The sequence below is a fragment of the Streptomyces sp. NPDC046977 genome, from assembly GCF_040644455.1.
In the GTDB taxonomy this organism is placed as follows: Bacteria; Actinomycetota; Actinomycetes; order Streptomycetales; family Streptomycetaceae; genus Actinacidiphila.
Window position 1 is genome coordinate 262,882 of sequence record NZ_JBEYWO010000007.1, and the last position, 26,529, is coordinate 289,410.

The window sequence follows — 26,529 nt, forward strand, 5'->3', positions numbered from 1 at the left end:
CGCTGCCCGTGGCGACCGAAGTCACGCCGCGGCGAAGGCCACTGGTGCCCTTCGACGGCCGGAAGGGCCGGGCAAACGGCCAGGGGCGACAGCAGTGATCGCGACAGGTTGTTCAGCCCGTCCACGCGCCGAACGCCGCTGGACCGGACAGGCTGGAGTCAGAAGCCGTTGCCCCTCGTGCTGTCGACGAGACGACGCGGACAGCAACCGCGGCAGGCCCGCCCTACCGGTCGATCACCAGGTCCTCGGTCGGCAGTGTCTGGCACGCCAGCCGCCAGCCGGCCGCCAACTCGTCGGCGGAGAACATCCCCCGGTCGTCCGTCTCGTAGGCGCCGGAGAGCACCCGCACCCGACAGGTACCGCAGGCGCCCTCGCCGCACGACTGGGGCAACGCGACGCCGGCGGTGTTGGCGGCGTCGAGGACCGACTGCCCGGGGCTGCACGGGAACGCCGGGACGCCGCCCACCGTGCCGATCACAAACTCGGTGACGCCGGCCGCCACCGCGGCGACGGCGATGGCGTGCGCCTTCTCCCGGCGGGTCTCCTTGCTCCGGCCCGACACGAACGCCTCGCTGCGGATGGCCTCTCGCGGCACCCCCAGTACTCCCAGGCGGCCGATCAGGTCCTGCATCATGGACGCCGGCCCGCACAGGTGCACTCGGGTCGTCGGCCTCGCGTGGGGCAGCAGGTCGTCGAGACCGATCCGCCCTTGCCGGTCGGTCGTGAAGACCGACACCTCCAGCCCCGGCAGCCGGGACCGCAGCGCCGCGAGCTCCGGCCCGAACAGCACCTCGTCCTCGGTCCGGAAGCTCGCGAGCAGGACGATCCGCCCCGTGTGACCGGCGTCGGCGGCCGCGAGCAGGACGCTCATCAGCGGGGTGATCCCGACGCCCCCGGCGATGAGCAGGAGTGAGTCCGCCGCGCCTTCCTCGGTGCCCGGCTCCCAGGTGAACTCGCCGTGCGGGCCGCTCACCCGCAGTGCCAGGCCGGCCTCCAGCTCCTCATTCAGGAATCCCGAGCCCAGCCCGTCCGGCTCGTGCTTCACGGCGATCTCGACGAAGCCGCTCTGCCCGGGACTGCTGCAGATCGAGTACGACCGTTCGACCGGCTCGATAGCGACGGGCAGGTCGACCTTCACGTACTGCCCGGCGGCGAACGAGAACGGCATCGTGTCCCCGGCCATGGGTTCGAAGCGGATCCTGCGGACGGTCGGGGTCAGCACCTCGATGCCGGCCACGCGCAGATAGCCCTCCCAGGGCGTGGCCGGATCCCGGCTCGCCCCGCCGGCAAGGATGGCCCGCCACATCGTCCCGAGCTGCCGCGGTTTCAGGACCGCGTTCGCCGCCATCAGCCCGCCCGCCAGCGCCCCCACCACGCCGGACCCCCAGGCGTCCTGCCCGGCCACGAAGAGGCCCTTGACCGGAGTACGGCATCCCGCGCGCGCCGAGCGCAACCGCTGGGGAGTCGCCGCGAGTCCGTAGAAGGATCCCCGCACGCTGTGCTGATACGTCTCGAACGACAGCGGTGTCGCCAGCTCGGCGAATGCGATCGTCTCCTGGAGGCCGGGCCAGCGTTCCTCCAGGCGGGCGACCAGCCGGCCGGTCAGCTCGTCCTTGAACTTCCGGTAGCTGTCCGGCCGCTCGCTCTCGGGAGTGCCGCGCCACTGGTCGACCACCTTCGGATCGACGAGTTCCAGCAACTCCACCGTGTGGAACCGGGCGGCCGGGTTGTTGAGCGAGGCGAACGAGACGTACAGCGTGCCTTCCCCCGGAGGACGGTGAACGCTGTCGTGCTCGTCGAGATCCGGCATGAACCAGTGGTTCTCGCCGCGCAGCCCGAACGCGGCCGGCGACCGGTCCAGTCCGAGAAACAGCATGACCGCCGACCGTTCCTCAGGCAGATCTGCCAGTTCGTGGCTCTTCCCGATCAGGGCGTAGGTGTTGCGCACTCCGGCCGCCGAGACGACGGTGTCCGTCCGGACACGGTAACGGCGGCCGGCGGCGGTGTCCTCGACGTCGACACCGGTCACCTTGCCGCCCTCGACGACGACCTCATGGACCTTCTGCCGGGAGCGCAGCACCACACCGTGCCGGCGCAGGATCTCCAGAACGACCCGGTTGAGCTCCTGCGGGCCGCCCACGGGGTGCGCGGTGCCTTCCATGAAGAAGGTCAGCGGGACCGCCGCGTGACAGCCGAACGCGCTCGACGCCGGCGGAGTGCCGTAGAGCCCCCATCGAGCGGCCAGAACGGCCCGCAGCCGCGGATCGCGGAAGCTGCGGGACACCTGGTCCCGCAACGATCGGAACGCCGACGGGAAGAGCCGTTCGACGATGGGCGCACCCGTTCTTCGTACGCCGGCGGGGAACGATGCGAAGACGTTGCGCGCGGTCAGCCCGGCCATGGCCCAGCGCATGGTCCGGAAGAATCGGTCGATCGCGTCGGACTCGGCAGGGAACCGTTCCTTCAGAGACTCGCGCAATCGTTCCTTCGTGGCGGGGACGGCGAAATCGAACCCCGGGAAGTGCAGCGCGTCGTATTCGTCCGGCAGGGGCGAGAGCTGCGCCCTCCCGTCCGTCATGAACCCGAGGAACGGGCCGGCGTTCGCACTCATGTAATGCAGCCCGGTACCGAACCGGTAGCGCCCGGCGCGGGAGAACTCGTGCGTCATCCCACCGAGCGTGTAGTGCTGTTCGAGGACGAGAACACGCTTCCCGCCGAACTGCGCGATCGCGCGCGCCGCCGCGAGACCGCCCATACCCGACCCGATCACCACCACATCGGCTGCCTCGTCCGACACCATCGGCCACCCCCCACGTCATCTGTCCGCCGAGGCGCTCAGATTGGCCGAACCGGCTTGACGTCGACTGAATCATCAGTGAAGGCCACCCGGAACCAGGTCCCGGTCCCATTCAATTCCTGTCCAGTGCGGCGCCATAGCTTTGCGCCGAGCGTGAGGGTGCGGAGCCGCGGCGTACTTCGCCGAGTTGATCCGCGAACCCGGCACGGCCGCCGCGGTCACGCCCCCGGTTCGTCGACCGACGTGTCCGGACACCTCCGGCGGTCGACGTCGCCGGCGGACGTTCCCCGCGGGCGCGGTTCGAAGAAGTGGTCGTCACCCGGACGGTGCGGGAAAACCCGACACCCGCTCCGGTCCTTGGCGGCCGTCATCCGAAGGAGAGGTTGGTCCACAGTGAGCGGGAATCCGACGATCGTGCTCGTACACGGAGCCTTTGCCGACAGCAGCGGCTTCAACGCCGTCGCCAAGCGGCTTGTCGCCGACGGCCATCCAGTGGTCGCCGCGCCGAATCCACTGCGAGGGCTCGCCTTTGACGCCGCTCAGGTCAAGGCACTGCTGGACAGCATTGAGGGACCGATCGTGCTGGTCGGCCACTCGTACGGGGGTGCGGTCATCTCCACTGCCGCCGTGGGGAACGCGAACGTGAAGGCACTGGTCTACCTGGCGGCGTTCGTGCCCGAGACGGGCGAGAGTGCGCAAGCATTGGTCGAGAAGTTCCCGGGCAGCACCGTGGGCGAGTCCCTCAAGCCGGTGCCGCTGCCCGACGGTCAGGTCGACCTGTACATCGACCCGAAGGTCTTCCATCCCCACTTCGCGGCCGACGTGCCGGCGGAGGAAGCCGCCCTCTACTCGATCACGCAACGCCCGGCCACCGGCGCCGCCCTGGGCGAGCCTGCCACCGGTCCGCAGGCATGGCACACGATCCCGAGCTACAACCTGATCAGCGGATCCGACCGGATCATCCCACCGGCGACGCAGGAGTTCATGGCCCAGCGCTCCGGCGCGAAGACCCAGGTGGTCGAGGGTGCCTCGCACATGCTGTTCGTCTCCCGGCCGGGCGCGACGGTGGCCCTCATCGAGACAGCCGTGCAGGAGCAGACGCTCCCGCAGTAGTACCGCCGGCCACCGCAAGTGCACCGATCCGACGATCCGTGGGAGGAAACAATGCAGAAGAGCGAAAAGGCCATGAAGTGGGGTCTGAGGATCCACCTTTTCTGGTACATCATCGCCAACGTGACCCAGGTGGTGCTGTGGTGGATTCTCACACCCGACCACTTCTTCTGGCCCCTGTGGTCGGTTCTGGGCTGGGGCATCGGGCTGGCGATCCACTACTGGGCGATTCGTTCGAAGTCCCGCTCGCTCGTCCGGCCATGACCCGAACCATCGAGGAACCTCGTCGTCTTCCAGACCGGAATGCGGATCAACCGGCTGCGCGCGTTCTCCAGCCGGCTCCCGGCATTCATGTCGATGCCGCGCATGGTGCGTGAGCTGTGGCAGGAAGAGGCCGACGGGCTTCTCGACCACAAGGTGCTCCACGGCGGCCCCCGAGACTTCTACGTCGTCCAGTACTGGCCCGACAAGGAACGGCTCCTCGCCCATGCCCACCAGCAGAACAAGCAGCACCGGCCCGCGTGGACGGCGTTCAACCGACGAGCACGCGCCGGGAAGGGTCATGTGGGTACCGTTCGGTCGGCGCGGTGACGCCGCGGCCCAGCGTCTGCGGGCAGCAGAAGGCGTCCGTTCCGCGAGGATCCGACCGCGCGCTTCACGCGCGGCACCTTCCAGCGCTTGACCGCAGCCGCGAGAAGTGCGCCTGAGCCGCAGCGGCAGGAGTCGTCGAGGTGCCTGTCGGGGGCTTGCCCAGACCCCGCGGGCACCTGACGGAACGTCGGCCCGCACGTCGTTCATGCGTCCTTCGCATCACTCCGCACGAACGAACGGCGTCCCGATCCCGCCACCAAGCCGCCGCGGAAGGGGCCGAGTACACCGGAAAGAGCCGAGAATGGCAGCTCAGCGGCCCTTTTCAGCGGGCTCCAGGATCGCCACGCACTCCACGTGGTGCGTCATCGGGAAGAGGTCGAACGCCCGCATGCGGCGCGGGACATAGCCCGCTTCGCCGAACCAGCGCAGGTCGCGGGCGAGGGCGGCCGGGTCGCAGGCGACGTACGCGATACGGCGCGGGGCCAGGGAGGCGACGTGGGCGACCGTTGCGCGGCCGGCGCCGGTGCGGGGCGGGTCGAGCACGACCAGGTCGGCCTCGGTGATGCCGGTACGCGGCAGGACCGTCTCGACCTTGCCCTGCTCGATGCGGACCCGGTCGAGGTCGCCGAGGTTGTGGCGGGCGTCCTCCACCGCGCGCTTGCCGGACTCGATGCCGAGGACGGCACCGGTCTCGCCGACCCGCTCGGCCAGCGCGCCGGCGAACAGTCCCACTCCGCAGTACAGGTCGAGGGCCGTCTCGCCCTTGCGGGGCGTGAGGCCCTGCATGACGGCCTCGACGAGGAGTTCCGCGGCCATCGGGTGGACCTGCCAGAAGCCGCCGGAGCCGACGCGCCAGGTGCGGTCGTCCGCGCGCTCGCGCACGAAGCCGCGGCCGTGGACGCGGTGCACACCGCCCTGCTCGTCGACGCGCATGACCGACACGGGCCGGTCGAGCTCCACAATGGGGAGCCGGCCACCGGGGCGCGGCGTGATGATGACCTGCCGGTCGGAGGAACCGGTGGCGGAGATCGCCTCGACGGTGGCGATGCCGGGCCAGTCGCGGGACTCGACGCCCAGTTCGGAGACGCCCGGAGCGGCGATCAGGCAGCGGTCGATCCGCTCGACCTCGTGGGAGCGGTGGCGGCGCAGACCGGCGTGCCCGTCGGCGTCGACGGCGTACTGGACGCGGGTGCGCCAGGCCGGGACCTCGCCCTTGGCGACCTTGTCGCCGGGCGCGGGCTCCACGGTGCCGTCCCAGCCGGCCTCCTGGGGGGTGAGGCCGCCGAGCCGCTCCAGCTGCTCGGTGATGACCTGGACCTTCAGCCGCCGCTGCGCGCCGGGCGCCGCGTGCTGCCAGTCGCAGCCTCCGCACTTGCCCGGTCCGGAGAAGGGGCAGGGTGCCTCGACCCGGTCCGGGGAGGCCTGAAGGATCTCCACCGCGTCGGCGCGCAGGAAGCGCGAGTCCGGGCCGCCCTCGGTGACCTGGGCGATCACGCGCTCGCCGGGGAGGGCGTGCCGGACGAACAGCACCTGGCCCTCGTGGCGGGCGACGCAGTGACCGCCGTGCGCGACGGGACCGACCTCGACCTCGTAGCGCTCGCCGACGAGGGCGTCGGCCTCCGGGGCCTTCGTACGGTGCTGCATCTCGGAACGGGCTCCTGACAACGGGGACGAGGACGGCAGCTCACCAGTCTACGGTGCGCCGCCGCCCTCCTCTCACGTCCGTTCGCTGGGCTCCCGGCGCCTGCGCGGGCGGCCGACCTCGCCGCGGCGCACCGAACCGGGGGCGTTCCACTCGGCGCCCTTGCGGGCCCGGACCTTGGCACGCTCGGAGGACTCCAGCTGCCAGGGCACCGAAGTGACCATCACACCGGGGGTGAACAGCAGCCGGCCCTTGAGCCGCAGGGCGCTCTGGTTGTGCAGCAGGTGCTCGTACCAGCGGCCGACCACGTACTCCGGGATGAAGATCGAGACGACGTCGCGCGGGCTGCTGCGGCGCAGGCTCTTGACGTAGTCGACGATCGGCCGGGTGATCTCGCGGTAGGGCGAGTCCAGCACCTTCAGCGGTACGTCGATGCCGCGCCGCTGCCAGTCCGCCTGCAGCGCCTTGGTGTCGGCCGGGTCGACGTTGATGCTGAGCGCCTCCAGCGAGTCCGAGCGGAACAGCTTGGCGTAGGACAGGGCGCGCAGCGTGGGCTTGTGGACCTTGGAGACCAGCACGATCGAGTGCACCCGCGACGGCTTGGCCTCCTCCTCGCCGGGTTCCTCCGCGGCCGCGAGCTCGCTGGAGACCCGGTCGTAGTGGCGGCGGATGGCGGTCATCGTCGCGTAGAACAGGCCCATGCCCAGGACCGCGACCCAGGCGCCGTGGGTGAACTTGGTCAGCAGGACGACCACCAGCACCAGGCCGGTGAAGAAGGCGCCGAAGGTGTTGATCGCGCGCGAGCGGATCATGTGGCGGCGCACCGCGGGGTCGGTCTCGTCGGCCAGGTGCCGGTTCCAGTGCCGGACCATGCCGATCTGGCTCAGGGTGAACGAGACGAAGACGCCGACGATGTAGAGCTGGATCAGCCGGGTCGAGTCGGCCCCGTAGAGGTAGACGAGCACGGCGGCGAAGGCGGCCAGCAGCACGATGCCGTTGCTGAAGGCCAGCCGGTCGCCGCGGGTGTGCAGCTGCCGCGGCAGGTAGCGGTCCTGGGCGAGGATCGAGCCGAGCACCGGGAAGCCGTTGTACGCGGTGTTGGCGGCCAGGAAGAGCACGAGGGCGGTGGCCCCCGCCAGGAAGATGAAGGGGATCGAGCCGTCGCCGAACACCGCCGAGGCGACCTGCGCGATCACCGGGTCCTGGGTGTAACCCGCGCCGACCGGCTTGCCGTTCACGAGCAGGTCGGTGGCCGGGTTCTCGGCCATCCGCACCTTCGTGTACAGCGCGAGCGCGATGATGCCGCAGAACATCGTCACCGCGAGCAGACCCATGGCGGCCAGCGTCGTGGCGGCGTTCTTCGACTTCGGCTTGCGGAAGGCGGGCACGCCGTTGCTGATCGCCTCGACACCGGTGAGCGCCGCGCAGCCGGAGGAGAACGCCCGCAGCAGCAGGAAGACCAGGGCGAAGCTCGCCAGTCCGGTGTGCTCGGCCTTGATCGTGTAGCCCGCGGTCGGCGCGTGCATCTCGCTGCCGGTGGCAATCTTGAAGATGCCCCAGAGCAGCATGCAGAAGACACCGAAGACGAACGCGTACGTAGGGATCGCGAAGATCGTCCCGGACTCGCGCACACCGCGCAGGTTCATCAGCATGAGCAGCACGATCATGCCGATCGCGCCGATCACCTTGTGCTCGACGAAGAACGGCACCGCCGAGCCCAGGTTCTCCACGCCCGAGGCGACCGACACCGCCACGGTGAGCACGTAGTCGACGAGCAGCGCGCTGGCCACGGTGAGCCCGGCGCGGGGCCCGAGGTTGGTGGTCGCGACCTCGTAGTCGCCGCCCCCGGAGGGGTAGGCGTGCACGTTCTGCCGGTACGAGGCGACGACCGTGAACATCAGCACCACGACCGCGACCGCGATCCAGGGGCTGAAGTGGTAGGCCGACACTCCCGCGATCGACAGGACGAGGAGCACCTCGCCCGGCGCGTAGGCAACGGAGGACAGCGGGTCCGAGGCGAAGACCGGGAGAGCCAGCCGCTTGGGCAGGAGGGTCTCCCCGAGCTTGTCGCTCCGCAGCGCCCGCCCGATCAGGATCCGTTTCGGAAGGTCGGTCAGTTTGGACACCCGAGGATGTTAGAGGATCGTCAAGGTTTCCGACCCACCGCCCACCTATCGAGCGGTTACGTGCGTGTGTAGCTTTGGCCGCGGTCTGAGACCCTGAGAGGGAATCGGCCACATCGTTGACAGCCGGAAGGACGGTCGTGCACGTCGTGATTATGGGTTGCGGGCGAGTGGGTTCCACTCTCGCGCACTCCCTTGAGCAGCAAGGTCATACAGTGGCCGTGGTGGACCAGGATCCGACGGCGTTCCGCCGCCTGGGCTCGGGTTTCAGCGGACGCCGCGTGACCGGGGTCGGGTTCGACCAGGACACGCTGCGCGAGGCGGGCATCGAGGAGGCCGGCGCCTTCGCCGCCGTCAGCAGCGGGGACAACTCCAACATCATCGCGGCCCGGGTGGCCCGTGAGATGTTCGGCATCGAGAACGTGGCCGCCCGCATCTACGACCCCCGCCGTGCCGAGGTGTACCAGCGCCTGGGCATCCCGACCGTGGCCACGGTGCGCTGGACGGCCGACCAGATGCTGCGCCGCCTGCTGCCGTCGGGGGCGGAGCCGTTGTGGCGCGATCCGAGCGGTGGGGTGCAGCTCGCCGAGGTGCACACCGACACCGCGTGGGTGGGCCACAAGGTCAGCCGGCTCCAGGAGGAGACCGGAGTGCGCGTGGCGTTCCTCACCCGGCTCGGCGAGGCGATGCTGCCGACGTCCGAGACCGTTCTGCAGGAGGGCGACCTCGTCCACGTGATGATGCGCACCAATGAGGTCGAGCAGGTCGAGGCCGCGTTCGCCAAGGGTCCCGAGGAGACGAGCCGATGAGGGTCGCCATCGCAGGGGCGGGTGCCGTGGGCCGCTCGATCGCGGGTGAGCTGCTGGAGAACGGCCACGAGGTCCTCCTGATCGACAAGAACCCGACCTCGATCTCGGTCGAGCGGGTGCCGCAGGCGGAGTGGCTGCTGGCCGACGCCTGCGAGATCACCTCGCTGGACGAGGCGGCGCTGCAGCGCTGCAACGTGGTGATCGCCGCCACGGGCGACGACAAGGTCAACCTCGTGGTGTCGCTGCTCGCCAAGACGGAGTACGGCGTGCCGCGCGTGGTCGCCCGGGTGAACAACCCCAAGAACGAGTGGCTGTTCAACGAGGCCTGGGGCGTGGACGTCGCGGTGTCCACCCCGCGTCTGATGTCGGCCCTGGTCGAGGAGGCGGTGAGCGTCGGCGACCTGGTCCGGCTGATGCGCTTCAGCCAGGGTGACGCGAACCTGGTCGAGTTGACGCTGCCCGAGGAGGCCGCGCTCGTCGGTACCCGCGTCGGCGACGTGCACTGGCCCGAGGACACGGCGCTGGTGACCATCATCCGCGGTCACCGGGTGCTCACCCCGTCCAAGGACGACGCGCTGGAGGCGGGCGACGAGCTGCTCTTCGTCGCGGCCCCGCACCGCGAGGAACAGCTGGAGGACCTGCTCTCGGTCCGCAGCGGCGCCTGAGCCGCGGGCCCGGCGCACACGAAGGGGCGCCCGGAACCAGGTGGTTCCGGGCGCCCCTTCGTGACGTGCGGAGGGACCGCCGGCGGGCGGTCTCAGCGCTCCGCGGCCTCCTTGGCGGCCCGTTCCTCGGCTTCCTTCGCCTCCGCGGCCTCCATCTCGGCGATCACGTCGATCGGCGGCGGGGCCTTCGCGAGGAAGATCCACGTCAGGTAGACGGCGAGCAGGAACGGCGGGATGCCGAGCGCGACCTTGACCCAGCCCAGCTGGGTGGCGTTGCCCCAGAAGTACAGCGGGAACAGCACCGCCGACTTCGCCAGCAGGATGATGCCCCAGGCCCAGGTGGCCTTGGTGTACGCCACGAGCCGCCCGGGGTTCCTGGTCTTCCAGGACAGGTTCTCCTTCAGGATCGGGCCGAGCAGCAGCCCGATCAGCGGGTATCCCACCAGCGCCGAGATCACGTAGGCGACCGCGAGCCCCAGGGTGTAGAGCATGCCCGGCAGGTAGAAGTTCTTCGCGTCCCCGGAGAGCATGGCGAAGACCGCGCCGAAGGCGACGCCGAAGACACCGCTGAAGGCGTGCTTGAGCGTCTGCTTGCGCACCAGCCGGGCGAGCGCCAGCACCAGGGAGAGGCCGAGCGCGGCCACCGCCGCCGTCTTGATGTCGTGGTTGATCGTGTAGATCAGCACGAACACCAGGCCGGGCACCGTGGTGTCCACCATGCCCCAGACGCCGCCGAAGGCCTCCAGGAGCGCATGGTCCGCGGCTGCCCTGGAGGCCGCCGCGTCGTGCTCCGGGCCCTGCGGCCCGGCATCGGTGCCGGGCTCTGTCCCGGTCCGCTTGTCGATCGACGCCACCGGCTACTCCTGTCCGACCGGACGCAACTCGTACTTGGGGTTGAACAGCACCGGACGGCCGCGGTTCATGGAGATCCGCCCCGACGCGATGATCCTGCGGCCCGGCTCGATACCGACGATGCTCCGCCGCCCGAGCCAGACGACGTCGAGCGCCGCCGAGCCGTCGAACAGCTCCGCCTCCAGCGCGGGGACGCCGGCACGGGGACGCAGGGTGACTGCGCGCAGTGTACCCGTCACCGTGACGATGTCACGGTCGTGGCAGTCGCAGATCCGTGTGCACCCGACGTCCGCGGTGTCCCGCCGCAGCTCGTCGGAGTGCAGCTCCTCCTGGGAGGTGGACAGGCGGTCGAGCATCCGGCGAAAACGGCCGGCGGGTCGGTCCGAACGGGTGGTACCACTCATACTCCGAAGGGTACCGGGCCAGGTGCCGGGTTCACTTCTCGAAGCGGTAGCCCATCCCCGGCTCGGTGATGAAGTGCCGGGGATGCGCGGGGTCCGCCTCCAGCTTGCGCCGCAGCTGCGCCATGTAGACCCGCAGATAGTTGCTCTCCGTGCCGTACGAGGGCCCCCAGACCTCCTGGAGCAGCTGCTTCTGGCTGACCAGGCGGCCGGTGTTGCGGACCAGGACCTCCAGCAGGTGCCACTCGGTCGGCGTCAGGCGGACGTCGGCGCCGTCGCGGTTGACCTTCTTGGCGGCCAGGTCGACGGTGAACGACTCGGTCTCCACGGTGGCGGCGCCGTCCTCGGGGCCGCCGGGCGTGGCCCGCCGGACGGCGGCACGCAGCCGGGCCAGCAGCTCGTCCATGCCGAAGGGCTTGGTGACGTAGTCGTCCGCGCCCGCGTCCAGCGCCTCGACCTTCTCGTCGGACGCCTGGCGGGCGGAGAGCACGATGATCGGCACCCGGGTCCAGCCGCGCAGGCCGCGGATCACCTCGACGCCGTCCATGTCGGGCAGACCGAGGTCGAGCACGATGACGTCGGGGTGCCGGGCGGCCGCGAGCGCGAGCGCGGTCGCACCGTCATGGGCGGCGTCGACCTCGTATTTGCGGGCACGCAGGTTGATCACGAGAGCCCGCACGATCTGCGGCTCGTCGTCGACCACGAGCACCCGGTTCATGGGGCCTGCCTTTCGTTCACTGCAACGGTCTGGGGGACTGCGGACACGGACACGGGACCGGGCGACGCGCTCATGTCGTCGCCTCGGCGGGGAGGTCCGGCGTTGCGGGAGGACTGCCGGGCGCGGCTTTGAGGCTGAGCACCATGGTCAGGCCGCCGCCGGGGGTGTCCTCCGGGTGCAGGGTCGCGCCCATGGCGTCGGCGAAGCCGCGGGCGACGGCCAGGCCGAGGCCGACGCCGTTGCCCCGGGGCGCGTCGCCGTAGCGCTGGAAGGGCTCGAAGATGCGGTCCTTGGCGGTGTCCGGGACGCCCGGTCCGCGGTCGACCACGCGCAGGTCGACGCGGTCGCCTAGGGCGCTGGCGGCCACCAGCACCCTGGTGCCCTCGGGGCTGTACTTCACGGCGTTCTCGACGATGTTGGCGACGCTGCGCTCCAGCAGTCCCGGGTCGACGGAGACCATGGGCAGCGTCTCTGGGACATCCAGGGTGACGCTGCCGTCGGGGACGCCGCGCAGTGCCTTGGGCACGACCTCGTCCAGGTCGATCTCGCGGATCAGCGGATTGACGGTGCCGGTCTGCAGCCGGGACATGTCGAGCAGATTGCCCACGAGGTTGTCCAGCCGGTCGGCGCCGTCCTCGATGCCCGCCAGCAGTTCGGCCTCGTCCTCCTCGGACCAGGCGACGTCGTCCGAGCGCAGCGAGCTGACCGCCGCCTTGATGCCCGCGAGAGGGGTCCGCAGGTCGTGGGAGACGGCGGCGAGCAGGGCGGTGCGGATCCGGTTGCCCTCGGCGAGGCCTCGGGCGAGGGCGGCCTCGTCCTCCAGCCGCTGCCAGTCCAGGACGCCGGCGGCCTGGGCCGCGAAGGCCGAGAGCACACGGCGGTCCGAGGCGGGCAGCACGCGGCCGGTGAGGGCGAGCGAGAGGTTGTCGCTGACCGGCACCTCCACGTCGGCGTCCTCGGGACGCAGGCACCCTGTGCCGCCGACACCGGCGGCACAGGTCCACGCCTCGTGCTCGCCCGACCGCTCCAGCAGGACCACCGACTCCATGCCGAAGGTCTCCCGCACCCGCTCCAGCAGCGCCTCCAGCGAGTGCTCGCCGCGCAGCACGCTGCCCGCCAGGTAGGACAGGATCTCCGCCTCGGACTGGAGTCTGGCCGCCAGGTGCGTGCGGCGGGCCGCCAGGTCCACGACCGAGGCGACGGCGAGGGCGACCACCACGAAGATCACGATGGCGATCAGGTTCTCCGGCTTGGAGATCGTGAAGGTGTGCAGGGGCGGCGCGAAGTAGTAGTTCAGCAGCAGGGAGCCGCCGACGGCGGAGACGAGCGCGGGGTACAGGCCGCCGGTGAGCGCCGCCGCGACGGTCAGGGCCATGAACAGCAGCATGTCGGTGGCCAGGCCGAGGCCGCTGTGCAGATGCGTCAGCACGGCGCACAGCACGATCGGGCCGAGCACGCCGGTCAGCCAGCCCGCGATCACCCGCGAGCGGCCGAGGCGGGCCCCGCGCGCGATGGGCAGGCCGCGGCCCTTGGCGGCCCGCTCGTGGGTGACGATGTGCACGTCGAGGTCGGGACCGGACTCCCGGGCCACGGTCGCGCCGACGCCGGGGCCGAGCACGTACTGCCAGGCCGGGCGGCGGCTGGTGCCCAGCACGATCTGGGTGGCGTTCACGCCGCGCGCGAAGTCCAGCAGGGCGGAGGGCACGTCGTCGCCGACAACGTGGTGGAAGGAGCCGCCGAGATCCTCCACCAGGGTGCGCTGGACCGCGATCTCCTTGGGCGAGCCGGCCGCCAGGCCGTCGCTGCGGGCGATGTGGACGGCGAGGATCTCGCCGCCCGCGCCCTTGGCGGCCATCCGGGCCGCGCGCCGGATCAGGGTGCGCCCCTCGGGGCCGCCGGTCAGTCCGACGACGATGCGCTCGCGGGCCTGCCAGGTGGTGGAGATGTGGTGGTCGGCGCGGTACTGCCGCAGGTACTCGTCGACCCGGTCGGCGACCCACAGCAGCGCCAGTTCGCGCAGCGCGGTCAGATTGCCCGGCCGGAAGTAGTTGGACAGGGCCGCGTCGACCTTGTCGGGGGCGTAGATGTTGCCGTGCGCCATGCGGCGGCGCAGGGCCTGGGGCGACATGTCGACCAGCTCGATCTGGTCGGCCCTGCGCACCACCTCGTCGGGGACGGTCTCGCGCTGGCGCACCCCGGTGATCGACTCGACGGCGTCGCCGAGCGACTCCAGGTGCTGGATGTTGACCGTCGATATGACGTTGATCCCGGCCTGGAGCAGTTCCTCGACGTCCTGCCAGCGCTTCTCGTTGCGGCTTCCGGGGACGTTGGTGTGGGCGAGCTCGTCGACAAGGGCGACCTCGGGACGGCGGGCGAGCACCGCGTCGACGTCCATTTCGGTGAACGTCGTGTCCCGGTACTCGATCTCCTTGCGCTGAACGACCTCCAGGCCGTGCAGCATGACCTCGGTGCGGGGCCGCTTGTGGTGCTCGACGAAGGCCACGGCCAGGTCGGTGCCGCGCTCCAGCCGCCGGTGCGCCTCGGAGAGCATGGCGTAGGTCTTGCCCACTCCAGGGGCGGCCCCCAGGTAGATCCGCAATATGCCGCGTGCCATGACTCCACGTTCCGCTTCGTTGCGCCGGCTGTCCGGCGCGCCGACGTAGCAAATCCTATGGTCCCAGCAATGGACAAACAGGACACGATGCGCGGCACCCGGTCATGTTGACGTGGCCTTGACGCCTTCCGGCCGCCCCGGCCGTGCTCAGGCGGCCGTGCGCTCCGGTGCCGGTGCGGCGGGCAGGGACAGCACCATGGTGAGCCCGCCGCCCGGTGTGTCCTCGGGCACAAGGGTGCCGCCCATGGCCTCGGCCAGGCCGCGGGACAGGGCGAGGCCGAGGCCGAGCCCGGTGCTGTTGTCGGTGTCGCCCAGGCGCTGGAACGCCTCGAAGACCCGCTCGCGCGCGTCCTGCGGCAGTCCCGGTCCCCGGTCGGCGACGCGCAGCTCCACCCGGTCGGCCAGCGAGCCGGCGGTGACCAGCACGGGCTTCCCGGCGGGCGCGTACCGGACCGCGTTCGCGACCAGATTGGCGAGCACCCGCTCCAAGAGGGGCGCGTCCGCCAGGACGTCGGGAGCGCGCTCCAGCTCCGGGGCGAGGACCGGCGCGCGGTCCTCCGGAAGGCTGTCCAGCGCGAGCGGCAGCACCTCGCAGAGCGCCGTGGGCACCGGCCGCAGCGTGAGCGCGCCGGCCTGCAGCCGGCTCATGTCGAGCAGGTTGTCCACCAGCCGGCTGAGCCGGGCCATGGACTCGTCGGCCGTGGCGAGCAGTTCCTCGCGGTCCTCCGCGGAGAAGTCGACGTCGCTGCTGCGCAGCGAGCTGACCGCCGCCCAGCCGCTGGCCAGCGGCGTGCGCAGGTCGTGGCTGACGGCGGCCAGCAGCGCGGTGCGCATGCGGTCGGCCGCCCTGACCGGCTCGATCTCGGCCGCCGCCTCGGCCAGCCGGGCGTGGTCGACGGCGGCGGTCAGGTAGGCGGCGAACGCGGTGAGCACGCGGCGTTCCGAGGCGGCCAGGCCGCGTCCGCGCAGCACCAGGCGGGCGTCGGCCCCGATCGGCACGGTGACCGGCGGCGGCCCCTCCCCCGCAGGCGGACCCTCGGCTCCGGTCAGCTCGGCGCTGTCCATCCCGAAGACCTCGCGGGTGCGTTCCAGCAGCAGCGGCACGGCCTGGTCGCCGCGCAGGACATCACCGGCGAGCGAGGACAGCGTCTCCGCCTCGGCCGTCGCGCGGGCGGCCCGGCGGGACAGCCGCAGCGAACGGTCGACGACGGCCGCCACGGTCACGGCGACCACGGCGAACACCACGGTGGCCAGCGCGTTGTCGGTGTCGTTGATCGTGAACCGGCCGACGGGCGGGATGAACCAGTAGTTGAGCAGCAAGGAGGCCGTGACCGACGCGAGCAGGGCGGAGACCACCCCGCCGAGGCAGGCGACGCCGACGACGGTGAGCAGGAAGAGCAGGGCCTGACTGGTCAGGTTGAGGTGCCCGCGGGTGTGCGCGAGCAGGACGGTCAGCAGCGCCGGCAGCACAAGGCCCGCTACCGGCCCGGCGGCCTTGCGCACGAAGGGCAGGTCACTTCTGAGGGCGGGCAGCAGGCGGCCGCGTCCCGCGCGTTCGTGGCCGACCATGTGGACGTCGATGTCCCCGGAGCGTTCCACGACGGTCTCGCCGACACCCTGCCCCGTCGCCAGCAGGGCCGGCCGGCCGCGCCGGCTCACCCCGACGACCAACTGGGTGGCGTTCTCGGCCCGGGCGAAGTCCAGGAGCGCGGTGGGCACGTGGTCGCCGACGACGGTGTGGTAACTGCCGCCCAGGCTCTCCACGAGCTGCCGCTGCTCGGCGAGGGCGCCGGGCGGAACACCGGTGGGGCCGCTCTCGCCGCGCACCACGTGCACCGCCAGGACGTCACACCCACGGCCCGCACCGGGGGCGCCGCCGCCCGTCGCCCGGTCGGCGATCCGCACCGCCCGGCGGATCAGCGTCTCGCCCTCCGGCCCGCCGGTCAGCGCGACCACGACGCGTTCGCGGGTCTCCCACACCCGTCCGATGCCGTGCTCGCTGCGGTACCTCTGCAGGGCCTCGTCGACCCGCCCGGCCAGCCACAGCAGGGCCAGCTCGCGCAGTGCGGTGAGGTTGCCGACGCGGAAGCGGTGGGCGAGCGCGGCGTCGATGCCGCCCGGTGCGCACACGTTGCCGTGCGCAAGGCGCCGGCGCAGCCCTTCGGGCGGGATGTCCACGAGCTCGATCTGATCGGCGCCGCGCACCATGGCGTCGGGCACGGTCTCGGGCTCCGCGACTCCGGTGATCTCCCGCACCACGTCGTTCAGCGACTCCAGGTGCTGGATGTTCACCGCGGTCACCACGTCGATCCCGGCGGCCAGCAGCTCGGCGACGTCATGCCACCGCTCGGCGTTCCGGCCGCCGGGCACATTGGTGCGGGCGAGTTCGTCGACGAGCGCGACCGCGGGACGGCGGGCGAGCACGGCGGCCACGTCGAGTTCCGCGTGCTCCGCGCCCTGGTGCGGGCGCCGCGTCGTGGGCAGGGCCTCGAGGCCGTGCAGCATCTCCAATGTGCGCGGGCGGCCGTGGCACTCCGCGAGGGCGACGACCACGTCGGTGCCGCGCGCGGCCCGCCGCCTGCCCTCGTCGAGCATCCGGTACGTCTTGCCGACACCCGGAGCGGAGCCGAGGTACACCTTGAGCCGGCCGGGCGCGCGGCCCGGCGGATCGTCCACGACGACGCTCTGCGCCATCCGATGCGCCTCCTTGCGCGGGATGTGCGGTGCGCGGCACCGCCTCACTGGTAGCGAAACGCCTCGGCGTCGCCGCCGCCCAGGGCGTTGGCAAAGCCATGACGTCGCACGGAGGCCCTTTGACGCCGCCTTGACACCGGCGGCATCGCGCGCCCTGACGACGGCTCCGGTCAGCGGAACTCGGCGAGGCGGGGGCGCAGGCCGAGCAGGACCAGACCCGCCGCCGCGGCCACGCCGCCCGCGAGCCCCAGCGGCAGCGGGAGCGCGTCGCGGGCACCCTCGGCGGAGGCGCGCTCGTAGGCGGACATGTTGATGGCGATGAGGTCGCGCAGCGCCGCGTCGAAGGCGGCGAAGTCGTGATTGGACTCACCGGGGGCGTACCCGGTGCCGTAGGCCACGGCCTCGGTGTGCCGGCCGGACCGGGCGAGGGTGCGAATGGTGCGGTCGTCGCGCTGGTAGACCCGGTAGCGATCGAGCACGCGGGCGGCGGCGGCGCGCTCGCCGGGGAAGGTGATGTTGCGGAACTCGTCACCGAGGAAGCCCGTCGCACGGTCGTCGACGCGGACGGCGTCGAGCCCGGCGGCATAGGTGTCGATCGTGGCGTCCGGCACCCGGAGCAGCCGCTGGCTCTTGCCGAGGAAGGCGGCCTCCTGCGCGCCGGCGTGGGCCCGGTCGAGCAGGTAGCGGGACTCGTCCGCGTTGGCGTCGTAGGCGACGGCGCGGGCGCGGGTGAGGGCCAGGACGGAGTCGAACGCGTCCCGTCGCGCGACGTCCAGATCGTGTCGCTGCGCCCCGAGGCCCGCGGCGCCCGCCACGGTCGCGGCGAGCACGAGCAGGGTGGCCGCCGCGGCCCCGGGGTTGATCACGCGGCGGAAACGCCCGGCGAGGTGGATCTGCAGCGCGACAAGGACCGCAAGCAGCGCCAGGCCCGCAGCGATCAGCGCGTCGCGCGACCGCGCCTCCCGCGCGAGCGCGTCCCGGTAGGTGTGCTCGAAGGCGCGGTCGTTCCCCGTCACCAGGGCGTCGGCCTCGGGCAGCAGGCGTGTGCGCATCAAACGCGTGGCGTCGCGGTACTCCGCCACGCGGCCCAGCGCCAAGGCGCGAGCGGCCAGTTCCTCGTACGCCCCGAAGTCCGCGATGGCGGCGGCGACCGCGCGCTCGCCCTCCGGATCACCGGCGGCCGCCCCGGCGAGGTCGCGGAGGTACCCGGCGGCCTCGACGCGGCGCTGTTCGTAGACGCGAGCCGCGTCGGAGCGTGTCCGGGCGAGCGACGCGGTGCGGTCGGCCAGCAGCTGGTTGGCGATCTGGGCGTCCATGTCGTTCAGGGCGAAGTACAGCCCGGTCGCGCTGGTCACGCGGGGCGCGGAGTGGTCCCTGACCGCGTCCCACGAAGCGTCGGCGGCCAGGCCGCCCGTCACCAGGACGGTCACGAGCGCCGCGCACGCCGTCAGGACGAGCGCGCGGAGGCCGCGCAGCCGTGCCGGTACGGTGACCGGGCGACGGTCGCGCGGCCTCCGTGGGCGACGCGTGGGGGCCTCCGGTGGGACGCGGTGGCGCCCTCCCGGGTCCGGTTCCGGCGCCCCCGCAGGCGCCTCCCGGTCCTTCGCAGCAGTGACGGCGATCGCCATCGGGCTGCGCCCCCCTTCGCACACCGCGGAGCGGCCTCCTCGGGCCCCCCTCGCGACCACCACTCTTCCCGCGATCGCGGCCCCGGCCCGCCGCCTTGGCGGGTTCCGTACGCCGCCGGCGCCGCCCCTGACGCGTCCCTGATGCCACGGGGCGGGGCGGAGGGGCGGCGGGTCAGCCGGCCAGCCGCTCGAGGGCGAGGTTGAGCTCCAGGACGTTGACGGTCGGCCCGCCGAGGAAGCCCAGCTGCCGGCCGTCGGTGTGCTCCTTGACGAGCTCGGCGACCTCGGCGGTGGGCAGGCCGTTGGCGCGGGCGACGCGCGCGGTCTGGAGCGCGGCGTAGGCCGGGGAGATGTCCGGGTCGAGACCCGAGCCGGAGGCCTGGACGGCGTCGTCCGGGACCTGGGACTGCGGCACATGGTTGAACGCGGCGACGTCCTTCTTGCGCTCCTTCACCAGGTCGGTCAGCGCCTTGCTGGTGGCCGCCAGGTTGGAGGCGCTGGTGTACGTCGGGTCGTAGGGGCCCGCGCCGGTCCCCGCGTCGGCGGCCGAGGGACGCGGCTGGAACCACCTGGGGTCGGGCGCGAAGTCCTTGCCGGTCGTGAAGTTCTGGCCGATGAGCTCCGAGCCGACGACCCTGCCTCCGGCCGTCACCTGGGAGCCGTTCGCCTGCCGGTGGAAGGCCGCCTGGCCCACGCCCCACACCGCGAGGGGGTAGACGACGCCGGTCACGACGGTCAGCACCAGCAGCGCGCGCAAGGCGCTCCACAGCAGCCGGGCGGAGTGGCGTGCGGAAGTGTTCATGGTGGTCAGCCGATTCCGGGAATCAGGGAGATGAGCAGGTCGATGATCTTGATACCGATGAACGGGGCGATGAGGCCGCCGAGGCCGTAGACCGCGAGGTTGCGGCGGAGCATCCGGTCGGCGCCGGTCGGCCGGTACCGCACCCCGCGCAGGGCGAGCGGCACCAGGGCGACGATGATCAGCGCGTTGAAGACCACCGCGGAGAGGATCGCGGACTCCGGCGAGGACAGCTGCATGATGTTGAGCTTGTCCAGGCCCGGGTAGACGATCGCGAACATCGCGGGGATGATCGCGAAGTACTTCGCCACGTCGTTGGCGATGGAGAACGTCGTCAGCGCGCCGCGGGTGATCAGCAGCTGCTTGCCGATCTCCACGATCTCGATCAGCTTCGTGGGGTTGGAGTCCAGGTCCACCATGTTCCCGGCCTCCTTGGCGGCCGAGGTACCGGTGTTCATGGCCACGCCTACGTCGGCCTGGGCCAGCGCCGGCGCGTCGTTGGTGCCGTCACCGGTCATCGCGACGAGCTTGCCGCCCGCCTGCTCCCGCTTGATCAGCGCCATCTTGTCCTCGGGCGTCGCCTCCGCGAGGAAGTCGTCGACCCCGGCCTCGTCCGCGATCGCGCGGGCGGTCAGCGGGTTGTCACCCGTGATCATCACCGTTCGGATGCCCATCCGCCGCAGCTCGTCGAACCGCTCCCGCATGCCCTCCTTGACGACGTCCTTCAGGTGGACGACGCCCAGGACCCGGGCCGCGCCGGCGTCCTTGACCGCGACCAGCAGCGGGGTGCCGCCGGCGGCGGAGATGGAGTCCACGGTGTGCTGGGCGTCGGCCGCGACGTCGCCGCCGTTCCCGGTGACCCACGCGGTGACCGCGGACGCGGCGCCCTTGCGGACCTGCCGGTCCTCCAGGTCGACGCCGGACATACGGGTCTGGGCGGTGAAGGGCACGAACTCGGCACGGCCGAGCTCGCCCTCGCTCCGGGCCCTCAGGCCGTACCGCTCCTTCGCCAGGACGACAACGGAGCGGCCCTCGGGTGTCTCGTCGGCCAGCGACGACAGCTGCGCGGCGTCCGCCAGTTCCGCCTCGCCCGCACCCGCCACGGGGACGAACTCCGCGGCCTGGCGGTTGCCGAGGGTGATGGTGCCGGTCTTGTCCAGCAGCAGGGTCGAGACGTCGCCCGCCGCCTCGACGGCGCGCCCGGACATCGCCAGCACATTGCGCTGCACCAGGCGGTCCATGCCCGCGATGCCGATCGCCGACAGCAGCGCGCCGATGGTCGTCGGGATGAGGCAGACCAGCAGCGCGACCAGGACGATCATCGACTGCTCGGCGCCCGCGTAGACCGCGAACGGCTGCAGGGTCACGACCGCCAGCAGGAAGACGACGGTCAGCGAGGCCAGCAGGATGTTGAGCGCGATCTCGTTGGGCGTCTTCTGCCGGGCGGCGCCCTCCACCAGGGCGATCATCCGGTCGATGAAGGTCTCGCCCGGCTTGGTGGTGATCCGGACCTCGATGCGGTCGGACAGCACCTTGGTGCCGCCCGTGACCGCCGAACGGTCGCCGCCGGACTCCCGGATGACCGGGGCCGACTCACCGGTGACCGCCGACTCGTCCACCGAGGCGACACCCTCGATGACGTCACCGTCGCCCGGGATGATGTCGCCGGCTTCGCAGACCACCAGGTCGCCGATCCGCAAGGAGGCGCCCGGGACGTGCTCCTCCCTGCCGTCGGTCAGCCGGCGCGCGACGGTGTCGGTCTTGGCCTTGCGCAGGGTGTCGGCCTGGGCCTTGCCGCGTCCTTCGGCGACGGCCTCCGCCAGGTTGGCGAAGATCACGGTCAGCCACAGCCAGACGGTGATCGCCCAGCCGAACCAGTCGGCGGGGGACAGCGCCGCCAGCACGGTGGTGAACACCGAGCCGATCAGCACGACGAACATGACGGGCGACTTGGCCATCACCCGGGGGTCGAGCTTGCGCAGCGCGTCCGGCAGCGACCTCAGCAACTGCGCCGGGTCGAACATGCCGCCCGAGACACGGCCGCGCTGTCCCGCGGCGGGGGCGTGCGGTGCCGTCCCTGCCCTGGACCCGCGCGGGGACGATGCGGTGGACATGGCTTCCTCTTCTGGGGTGGGTCGGTCCGCGCCGCTCATGACAGTCCCTCCGCCAGCGGCCCGAGGGCCAGTGCCGGGAAGTAGGTCAGGCCCGTGATGATCAGGATCGCGCCGACGAGCAGACCGGCGAAGAGCAGCTTCTCGGTACGCAGGGTGCCGACGGTGGCCGGGACCGGCTTCTGCCCGGCGAGCGAGCCCGCCAGCGCCAGGACGAAGATCATCGGCACGAAGCGGCCCAGCACCATCGCCAGGCCGAGCGTGGTGTTGTACCACTGCGTGTCGGCGCTGAGGCCCGCGAAGGCGGAGCCGTTGTTGTTGCCTGCCGAGGTGTAGGCGTACAGCACTTCCGAGAAGCCGTGCGGGCCGCTGTTCAGGATGGAGTGCGGCGGGGTCGGCAGCGCCATGGCCAGGGCCGTGAAGCAGAGCACGATCGCCGGGGTGACAAGGATGTAGAGCGCGGCGAGCTTGATCTCGCGCGTGCCGATCTTCTTGCCCAGGTACTCGGGCGTACGGCCGACCATCAGGCCCGCGATGAAGACCGCGACGATCGCCATGATCAGGATGCCGTAGAGGCCGGACCCGGTGCCGCCGGGGGCGATCTCACCGAGCATCATCGACAGCAGCGTGATGCCGCCGCCGAACCCGGTGAGGGAGGAGTGGGCGGCGTCCACCGCGCCGGTCGAGGTCAGGGTCGTGCTCACCGCGAAGAGCGACGAGCCCCCGATGCCGAAGCGCTGCTCCTTGCCCTCCATGGCACCGCCGGCGATCTGGTTCGCCGAGCCGGGGTGGGCGAACTCCGCCCAGCTCATCAGGGCGACGAAGGCGATCCAGATGACGCCCATGGCGGCGAGGATCGCATAGCCCTGCTTCACGCTGCCGACCAGCCGGCCGAAGGTCCGGGTGAGCGAGACCGGGATCACCAGGATCAGGAAGATCTCGAAGAGGTTGGTGAACGCGTCCGGGTTCTCGAACGGGTGGGCGGAGTTGACGTTGTAGAAACCGCCGCCGTTCGTGCCCAGCTCCTTGATGGCCTCCTGGGACGCGACCGGCCCGCCGGTCAGCGTCTGGTGGCCGCCGGCGAGGGTGGTCACGTCGTGCCAGCCGGCGAAGTTCTGCACCGCGCCGAAAGCGATCAGGACGATCGCGGCGACGAAGGCGATCGGCAGCAGGACGCGCACGGTGCCGCGGACCAGGTCGGCCCAGAAGTTGCCGAGGTCGCCGGTGCGGGACCGGGCGAAGCCCCGGACCAGCGCCATGGCCACGGCCATGCCGACCGCCGCCGAGACGAAGTTCTGCACCGCCAGCCCGGCGGCCTGGGCGGCGTGCCCCATGGAGTTCTCACCCATGTACGACTGCCAGTTCGTGTTGGTCACGAACGAGGTCGCGGTGTTGAACGCCTGGTCGGGGCTGATTGCGGCGAATCCGAGGGAGAGCGGGAGATGGTTCTGGACCCGCAGGAACAGGTAGAGGAAGAGCACACCGACGAACGAGAAGGCCAGGACCGCCCGCAGATAGGACGGCCAGCGCATCTCGGCGTCGGGGTCGGCGCCGAAGCAGCGGTAGAGGACGCGCTCGACCCGCAGGTGCCTGCCGGAGCTGTAGACGGCGGCCATGTAGTCGCCGAAGGGCCGGTACACCAGGGCCAGCGCCGCCACGAGGGCGACAACCTGGAGCACTTGGGCGGGTACGGGGCCCATGTCCGGGCCTCAGAACTTCTCGGGGAAGACGAGCGCGAGGACGAGGTAGCCCAGCAGCACGACGGCCACGACGAGCCCGACGATGTTCTCCGCGCTCACAGCTTCGTCACCGCCTTGGCGATGAGGGCCACCAGCGCGAACACCGCGACCGTGGCGGCCACGAAGACCAGATCGGCCATCACGTGCTCCTCAATCGGACAGAACGGACATTGACCAGGACAGCAAACATCCGATCCACCGGCCGCCCCCACGCGTTGACGCCTCCCTGACGGGCCCTGGCGCCGACTTGACGGCCCCTTGATGACAACCCGCTTGACCTGCGAAAACGCCGATGGGCCGACCCGCTGAAGCGGATCGGCCCATCGGTCGGGTCGTACGGCGGCGCTAGTGCACCTCGGTGATCTCCGGTCCACGGCGCATCGGGTCGATGCCGTCGGAGAAGCGCCCGCCGTCATGGTCCTGGGCGATGCCCTCGGGAACCATCTGCGCGTCGTTCGGCAGCTTCAGCACGATCGGGTCGCGCGGGGCCATCGGGGTGTCGCCGCGCAGGACGACAGTGTCGCGGAAGATCTGCTCCAGCAGGCCCGCGGTCTCCGGCTGGACGGCGCCCTGGCCGGAGATGACACCGCGCAGGAACCAGCGCGGGCCGTCGCAGCCGACGAAGCGCACGACCTGCACACCGTTGTTGCCGTTGGGCAGCTGGACCGGCACCTGGGCGCGCAGCTCCCAGCCGAGCGGCCCCTCGACCTCGTCGACGATGCCGCCCTGCTTGGTGATCCCGGACGCGATCTCGTCACGGACCTCGCCCCAGATGCCTTCGGACTTCGGCGCGGCGAAGCCCTGCAGCTGGATGGCGCTGTCCCGCAGCACCACAGTGGCGGCGACGATGGACTCACCGGCCACCTCGACCCGCAGTTCCATGCCCTGGACACCGGGCACGAACAGGCCACCGAGGTCGACCCGGCCCTCGCCGGGTGTGCCGACCTCGCTCACGTCCCACGGACCGTCCGGCCTCGGGGCGGGCGGAAGGTTGTACCGACGGGACTCCATGGAGTCGTCCGACTCCTCGGCGTCTTCGGCCAGCTCGTCAGGGCTCTCGGCCTCGAGCTCGTCGAGGGCGTCTTCGCGCTCCTTGCGACGACGACGGAACACGTCACTGTCCTTCCCGGTCAGCGATGACCGATGCGTATCCATGGCCGGACGGACCGACCGGCGGGCCGTCCACCGCGGCATGACCCCCCGTGGAGCCGAAGCCCCCCGTCGCCCGTACCGAATCGGGCAGTTCCGCCACCTCGTGGAAGCGGACCCGCTCGACCTGCTGGACGACCAACTGCGCGATGCGGTCCCCCGGGGCGAACCGCACGGTCTCGCGCGGGTCCAGGTTGACCACGATCACCTTGATCTCCCCACGGTACCCGGCATCAACCGTTCCTGGGGCATTCACGAGTGCCACTCCGCACCTCGCGGCGAGGCCGGAGCGCGGATGCACGAAGGCCGCGTACCCCTCCGGCAGGGCGATCGAAACGCCCGTCGGCAGCACCGCCCGCTCACCGGGGGCCAGCTCCGCCGCCCGGGTGGTGACGAGGTCGGCGCCGGCGTCGCCGGGGTGCCCGTACGAGGGAATCGGGACGTCCGCGTCGAGCCGTCTGATCAGCACGTCCAGCGGCGGGCGGCTCACGGGTTCACCTCGACGGCGCGGGCGGCTCCGGCCCGGCCGGGATCCCCGACGACGGCCCGGATCTCCTGCGCGCGGCCGTGCTCGGTGAAGTGCGCGGGCTTGACCTCGACGAACAGCGCGTCCGCGCGCACCGCGACTTCGCCGTCGGGGCCGCCGATCCGGCCCGTGGCGGTGCAGTAGATCTTGCGCCCGGCGACCGCCGTGCAGCGCGCGTCCAGGTGGAGGGTGGCGCCGACGGGGACGGGCCGGACGTACTCGGTCTCCAGGCGGCCGGTGACCGCGATCCGGCGCAGCAGCCAGTTGAGGGAGCCCAGCGTCTCGTCCAGCGCGGTCGCCAGCACACCGCCGTGCGCGAGGCCGGGAGCGCCCTGGTGCGCCGGTTGTACGGTGAACTCGGCGGTGACCGAGACGCCCTCGCCGGCGCGCGCCTCCAGGTGCAGGCCGTGGGGCTGGGCCCCGCCGCAGCCGAAGCAGTGCTCGTAGTGCGCGCCGAGCGGTTCGCCGGGCGCGGGCGCGTCGGGGTGCCGCCGGGGCGGCGACGCGTCCTGCGGCGGCGTCAGGCCCGGGCGGGCCGGGACGTCGGGTGTGGCTCCGTTCACGCGGGAGACCCTACCCTCCTGCGGGATCCTTTCCCGCCGCCCGCCCGTTCTCCCTCCGGCCACGCGGCACGTGTCCCCCATCCCTTGGAGCACCCCATGACCCCCAGGTCCGTCGTCGTCACCGGAGCCGGATGCGGGATCGGCCTGGCGATCACGCTCGAACTGGCCCACGCCGGCTACGACGTCATCGGCACGGTGCGCACCGAGGAGAAGGCCGAGGCCCTGCGCGCGGCCGTGGCCAGGACCGGTGCGTCGGTGCGCACGGTGCTGCTGGACGTCGCGGACGCCACGTCGTCCGTGCGCGCGTTCACGGAGATCGCCACGGTGACCGACGGGGGTCCCTGGGCGGTGGTCAACAACGCCGGCATCGCGCAGCCCGGCGCGATCGAGGACGTCGACGACGAACAGGTGCGCCAGCAGCTGGAGATCAACCTGGTGGCACCGGCGCGCATCGCCCGGCTCGTGCTGCCGACCATGCGCGCCCGGCGCGCGGGCCGCATCGTGAACATCTCCTCGGTCTCCGGCCGGGTCTCGACGCCGCTGCTCGGCTGGTACTGCGCGAGCAAGCAGGGCCTGGAGGCGGTCACGGACGCGCTGCGCATGGAGGCCGCGCCGTTCGGGGTGAAGGTGGTGCTGGTCGAGCCCGGGTCCTTCGGGACGGACATCTGGGAGCGCGGCGCCTCACGGCTGCCGCAGGGCACCACGTCGCCGTACCGCGACCAGTACGAGGGTGTCGAGGACCGGCTGAAGCGCGAGCTGCCGGGCCCCCGCCCGGTGGCCCGCACGGTCCTCAAGGCGCTGTCGGCGCCCCGCCCGCTCCCCCGCTACCTGGTGGGCAACGACGCCCGCTCCTCGGCCGTCCTGAACGCCGCCCTGCCGACCGCGGCCACCGACTGGGCCAAGCAGGTCGCCGTCGGCCTGCGCACGGCGCCGCGCGCCGCGCAGGCCCTGTCGCGCCTGCGGTCCCGCGGCGGGTACTGACCGGGCGGCATGACAAG

23 protein-coding genes are annotated in these 26,529 nt (G+C 71.7%); 6 read left to right on the plus strand and 17 right to left on the minus strand.

Annotated elements, in window-relative coordinates; genetic code table 11:
• Positions 1 to 223 precede the first annotated feature (223 nt).
• Positions 224 to 2,800: an FAD-dependent oxidoreductase gene (locus ABZ883_RS13740; protein WP_360905805.1), complete on the minus strand. Its 2,577-nt coding sequence runs from the start codon at positions 2,798 to 2,800 to the stop codon at positions 224 to 226.
• Positions 2,801 to 3,190: 390 nt separating this feature from the next.
• On the opposite strand from ABZ883_RS13740, the gene ABZ883_RS13745 reads away from it, so the two are divergent.
• From ABZ883_RS13745 to ABZ883_RS13755, 3 genes are read left to right on the plus strand one after another with little or no spacing between them, the layout of a single operon-like run.
• Positions 3,191 to 3,910 (plus strand): alpha/beta hydrolase, encoded by a 720-nt coding sequence (locus ABZ883_RS13745; protein ID WP_360905806.1) that lies wholly within the window; start codon positions 3,191 to 3,193, stop codon positions 3,908 to 3,910.
• A gap of 51 nt (positions 3,911 to 3,961) precedes the next feature.
• Positions 3,962 to 4,171 (plus strand): 2TM domain-containing protein, encoded by a 210-nt coding sequence (locus tag ABZ883_RS13750; protein WP_360905807.1) that lies wholly within the window; start codon positions 3,962 to 3,964, stop codon positions 4,169 to 4,171.
• A gap of 39 nt (positions 4,172 to 4,210) precedes the next feature.
• Positions 4,211 to 4,498: a DUF4188 domain-containing protein gene (locus ABZ883_RS13755; RefSeq protein WP_360905808.1), complete on the plus strand. Its 288-nt coding sequence runs from the start codon at positions 4,211 to 4,213 to the stop codon at positions 4,496 to 4,498.
• Between the two features lie 309 nt (positions 4,499 to 4,807).
• On the opposite strand, the gene ABZ883_RS13760 is transcribed toward ABZ883_RS13755, so the two are convergent.
• On the minus strand, positions 4,808 to 6,142 hold the full coding sequence (locus ABZ883_RS13760) for a class I SAM-dependent RNA methyltransferase (protein ID WP_360905809.1): 1,335 nt from the start codon (positions 6,140 to 6,142) through the stop codon (positions 4,808 to 4,810).
• 72 nt (positions 6,143 to 6,214) lie between these two features.
• Complete coding sequence (locus ABZ883_RS13765; RefSeq protein WP_360905810.1) at positions 6,215 to 8,266, minus strand: APC family permease; 2,052 nt, start codon at positions 8,264 to 8,266, stop codon at positions 6,215 to 6,217.
• A gap of 137 nt (positions 8,267 to 8,403) precedes the next feature.
• Between ABZ883_RS13765 and ABZ883_RS13770 the strand changes: the two genes are divergently transcribed.
• Both ABZ883_RS13770 and ABZ883_RS13775 read left to right on the plus strand, forming a co-directional pair.
• Entirely contained in the window at positions 8,404 to 9,072 is a 669-nt protein-coding gene (locus ABZ883_RS13770; protein ID WP_360905811.1) for a TrkA family potassium uptake protein, read from the plus strand.
• Positions 9,069 to 9,737, plus strand: coding sequence for a TrkA family potassium uptake protein (locus ABZ883_RS13775; protein WP_360905812.1), 669 nt, complete (start codon positions 9,069 to 9,071; stop codon positions 9,735 to 9,737). The genes ABZ883_RS13770 and ABZ883_RS13775 overlap by 4 nt, the downstream gene beginning before the upstream one ends.
• A 92-nt stretch (positions 9,738 to 9,829) precedes the next feature.
• On the opposite strand, the gene ABZ883_RS13780 is transcribed toward ABZ883_RS13775, so the two are convergent.
• From ABZ883_RS13780 to ABZ883_RS13845, 14 genes are all read right to left on the minus strand, one after another.
• Complete coding sequence (locus ABZ883_RS13780; RefSeq protein ID WP_360905813.1) at positions 9,830 to 10,591, minus strand: DUF3159 domain-containing protein; 762 nt, start codon at positions 10,589 to 10,591, stop codon at positions 9,830 to 9,832.
• 3 nt (positions 10,592 to 10,594) lie between these two features.
• Positions 10,595 to 10,993: an OB-fold nucleic acid binding domain-containing protein gene (locus ABZ883_RS13785; protein WP_360905814.1), complete on the minus strand. Its 399-nt coding sequence runs from the start codon at positions 10,991 to 10,993 to the stop codon at positions 10,595 to 10,597.
• Between the two features lie 31 nt (positions 10,994 to 11,024).
• Entirely contained in the window at positions 11,025 to 11,708 is a 684-nt protein-coding gene (locus ABZ883_RS13790; protein WP_319659086.1) for a response regulator, read from the minus strand.
• A 70-nt stretch (positions 11,709 to 11,778) separates the two neighbouring features.
• Complete coding sequence (locus tag ABZ883_RS13795) at positions 11,779 to 14,322, minus strand: sensor histidine kinase KdpD (protein WP_360905815.1); 2,544 nt, start codon at positions 14,320 to 14,322, stop codon at positions 11,779 to 11,781.
• 147 nt (positions 14,323 to 14,469) lie between these two features.
• On the minus strand, positions 14,470 to 17,016 hold the full coding sequence (locus ABZ883_RS13800; RefSeq protein WP_360905816.1) for an ATP-binding protein: 2,547 nt from the start codon (positions 17,014 to 17,016) through the stop codon (positions 14,470 to 14,472).
• A 170-nt stretch (positions 17,017 to 17,186) separates the two neighbouring features.
• A complete protein-coding gene (locus ABZ883_RS13805; protein WP_360905817.1) occupies positions 17,187 to 18,446 on the minus strand; it encodes a hypothetical protein in 1,260 nt (419 codons plus the stop codon).
• 370 nt (positions 18,447 to 18,816) lie between these two features.
• A complete protein-coding gene (kdpC, locus tag ABZ883_RS13810; protein ID WP_360905818.1) occupies positions 18,817 to 19,446 on the minus strand; it encodes a potassium-transporting ATPase subunit KdpC in 630 nt (209 codons plus the stop codon).
• A 5-nt stretch (positions 19,447 to 19,451) separates the two neighbouring features.
• Entirely contained in the window at positions 19,452 to 21,557 is a 2,106-nt protein-coding gene (gene kdpB / locus ABZ883_RS13815) for a potassium-transporting ATPase subunit KdpB (protein ID WP_360905819.1), read from the minus strand.
• Between the two features lie 35 nt (positions 21,558 to 21,592).
• A complete protein-coding gene (gene kdpA / locus ABZ883_RS13820) occupies positions 21,593 to 23,254 on the minus strand; it encodes a potassium-transporting ATPase subunit KdpA (protein ID WP_360905820.1) in 1,662 nt (553 codons plus the stop codon).
• 9 nt (positions 23,255 to 23,263) lie between these two features.
• On the minus strand, positions 23,264 to 23,353 hold the full coding sequence (kdpF, locus tag ABZ883_RS13825) for a K(+)-transporting ATPase subunit F (RefSeq protein WP_360905821.1): 90 nt from the start codon (positions 23,351 to 23,353) through the stop codon (positions 23,264 to 23,266).
• A complete protein-coding gene (locus tag ABZ883_RS13830) occupies positions 23,350 to 23,505 on the minus strand; it encodes a hypothetical protein (protein ID WP_360905822.1) in 156 nt (51 codons plus the stop codon). The genes kdpF and ABZ883_RS13830 overlap by 4 nt, the downstream gene beginning before the upstream one ends.
• Before the next feature lie 133 nt (positions 23,506 to 23,638).
• Positions 23,639 to 24,406, minus strand: a complete 768-nt coding sequence (locus tag ABZ883_RS13835) for a DUF3710 domain-containing protein (protein ID WP_360905823.1) — start codon at positions 24,404 to 24,406, stop codon at positions 23,639 to 23,641.
• A gap of 1 nt (position 24,407) precedes the next feature.
• On the minus strand, positions 24,408 to 24,932 hold the full coding sequence (dut, locus tag ABZ883_RS13840) for a dUTP diphosphatase (RefSeq protein ID WP_360905824.1): 525 nt from the start codon (positions 24,930 to 24,932) through the stop codon (positions 24,408 to 24,410).
• Complete coding sequence (locus tag ABZ883_RS13845; protein ID WP_360905825.1) at positions 24,929 to 25,531, minus strand: PaaI family thioesterase; 603 nt, start codon at positions 25,529 to 25,531, stop codon at positions 24,929 to 24,931. Before ABZ883_RS13845 ends, dut begins: the two co-directional genes overlap by 4 nt.
• Before the next feature lie 96 nt (positions 25,532 to 25,627).
• Between ABZ883_RS13845 and ABZ883_RS13850 the strand changes: the two genes are divergently transcribed.
• Positions 25,628 to 26,512, plus strand: coding sequence for an SDR family oxidoreductase (locus ABZ883_RS13850; RefSeq protein WP_360905826.1), 885 nt, complete (start codon positions 25,628 to 25,630; stop codon positions 26,510 to 26,512).
• Positions 26,513 to 26,529 lie beyond the last annotated feature (17 nt).

Bases quoted from the DNA above. Each gene is read 5' to 3' on its own strand.
- ABZ883_RS13740 (WP_360905805.1), bottom strand. From the start codon at position 2,800: ATGGTGTCGGACGAGGCAGCCGATGTGGTGGTGATCGGGTCGGGTATG.
- ABZ883_RS13750 (WP_360905807.1), top strand. From the start codon at position 3,962: ATGCAGAAGAGCGAAAAGGCCATGAAGTGGGGTCTGAGGATCCACCTT.
- ABZ883_RS13755 (WP_360905808.1), top strand. From the start codon at position 4,211: ATGCGGATCAACCGGCTGCGCGCGTTCTCCAGCCGGCTCCCGGCATTC.
- ABZ883_RS13760 (WP_360905809.1), bottom strand. From the start codon at position 6,142: ATGCAGCACCGTACGAAGGCCCCGGAGGCCGACGCCCTCGTCGGCGAG.
- ABZ883_RS13775 (WP_360905812.1), top strand. From the start codon at position 9,069: ATGAGGGTCGCCATCGCAGGGGCGGGTGCCGTGGGCCGCTCGATCGCG.
- ABZ883_RS13785 (WP_360905814.1), bottom strand. From the start codon at position 10,993: ATGAGTGGTACCACCCGTTCGGACCGACCCGCCGGCCGTTTTCGCCGG.
- ABZ883_RS13790 (WP_319659086.1), bottom strand. From the start codon at position 11,708: ATGAACCGGGTGCTCGTGGTCGACGACGAGCCGCAGATCGTGCGGGCT.
- ABZ883_RS13795 (WP_360905815.1), bottom strand. From the start codon at position 14,322: ATGGCACGCGGCATATTGCGGATCTACCTGGGGGCCGCCCCTGGAGTG.
- ABZ883_RS13800 (WP_360905816.1), bottom strand. From the start codon at position 17,016: ATGGCGCAGAGCGTCGTCGTGGACGATCCGCCGGGCCGCGCGCCCGGC.
- kdpC (WP_360905818.1), bottom strand. From the start codon at position 19,446: ATGAACACTTCCGCACGCCACTCCGCCCGGCTGCTGTGGAGCGCCTTG.
- kdpB (WP_360905819.1), bottom strand. From the start codon at position 21,557: ATGTCCACCGCATCGTCCCCGCGCGGGTCCAGGGCAGGGACGGCACCG.
- kdpA (WP_360905820.1), bottom strand. From the start codon at position 23,254: ATGGGCCCCGTACCCGCCCAAGTGCTCCAGGTTGTCGCCCTCGTGGCG.
- ABZ883_RS13850 (WP_360905826.1), top strand. From the start codon at position 25,628: ATGACCCCCAGGTCCGTCGTCGTCACCGGAGCCGGATGCGGGATCGGC.